The 1,524-nt window shown below is 40.0% G+C and carries 1 protein-coding gene and 1 pseudogene; both read left to right on the top strand.

Features of this window, described 5'->3' with window-relative positions; genetic code table 11:
* A pseudogene (locus IQ242_RS26530) lies at nucleotides 1-153 on the top strand (IS1 family transposase); the annotation flags it as partial.
* Between the two features lie 625 nt (nucleotides 154-778).
* Nucleotides 779-1,524, top strand: a 746-nt coding sequence (locus IQ242_RS24520; RefSeq protein ID WP_370583049.1) for an RNA-guided endonuclease InsQ/TnpB family protein, incomplete at its 3' end; no start/stop codon positions are given.

Below are 1,524 nucleotides of genomic sequence, written 5' to 3' on the forward strand. Positions count from 1 at the left end.
TCAAGAAACTGGTCAAACTAATCCTATTGAAAGATTAAATAATACCTTTCGACAAAGGATTTCTCGGCTGGTGAGAGAGAGTCTATCTTTCTCTAAAAAAATGGAGAATCACGTTGGGGAACCCTTTGGTATTTTATCCATGACTACAATGCACAGCAAAGCAAAGGATTAAGCCGCCATCACTACTACCGAATCACCACCCAATCTTCTTCGCAAAATCTTGATTATTCTCCTTTCGATCGAGCTAAAAAAAATTTTTTCCCAGTCCTTGACAACTTATGTTAAGTTGATAGTGGCAGTTGCAAGAAATTAACCCCCAGTTCTCACCTAGGAATTGTTAAGATGAGGAATTTTTTCTCGTCGGTTTCTGGTGCGAAGAATGGAGTTGAAAACGATTACCTGTCCAACTCGATCCAGGTCCCTTGGTAGAGTGACTGACGGATTGGATAAAGCGATGTCAGGCTTGTCATCGATAATCAGGTAAACGTAATCCGATTCACCGTTGAAATCAAGCAACACGCTTTCCCATTTCGTCAGCGTTGATACAAAGATTTCTTGAAGTCGGGCTAAGATTTCATTGTTAATAGCAATGGCCGGTATTTGATGACGAATACGACCTGAGCGGTAAGTCTATAAACAGAGCAAAATTTATGATTGTAATCAGTTGACATATTAGGCGGTAAGTGTTATAATCTAATTGTACATCACGAAACGAACGACAGTGATAACGCTTACCTAGCAGTACAAACTAAAGGTAAACAGACAACAGGAACGGGAGATAATCCACATTCTTGATGTTGCCAAAAGCGTTTACAATTACGCGCTCTCGGAACGGAAAGATTGGTTGAACTCTCGAAAGTGTCTTGCGGATCGCTGTTCGCTAGTTTCCGAGTACATAATTCCTGCGGATGAACCCTATCCAAATTACTTCGTTCAAGCTAAAAATCTAACGGAAGCTAAAAAAGTTTACCCGATATTAAAGACGATTAACGCTCAGGTTTTACAGCAAGTCTTTAAAACTTTAGATAAAGCTTTTGACCACATGAAATCGAAAGGCTTCGGCTTTCATAGATTCAAGAAAAAGATGCGGAGTTTGGTTTTTCCTGCGCTGTCAAAAAACTTTCTAGGGGATGGATGTTTGAATTTTCCACAATTGGGAAAAATTCGGATTAGGAAATCCAGAAAGTACCCGTCTGGATTCGAGCCTAAACAAGCTCGAATTATCCAAAAAGCGTCGGGATTTTACGTTTCGGTTTCCTTCCAATCTACGGAATTAGTTCCCGATATGACAGTAGGGAAGACCTGTTTAGGAATTGACGCGGGAATTGAAAGTTTTGTCGCTACTTCACGGGGAGATTTAATCAAAGCCCCTCGATTTTTGTTGAAAGTACAGAGTCAGCTTAAATTGCTACAAAGACGCTTGAAACGGAAAACTAAAGGCTCTAGCAATTGGTTAAAACTTCAGGAGAAGATAGCAAGATTACACGAAAAAGTGTCTAATCCCCGTAGAGATTGGCACTTTAA

Origin of the sequence: Microcystis sp. LEGE 08355 (assembly GCF_015207185.1) — a bacterium.
GTDB classification, from domain to species: domain Bacteria; phylum Cyanobacteriota; class Cyanobacteriia; order Cyanobacteriales; family Microcystaceae; genus Microcystis; species Microcystis panniformis.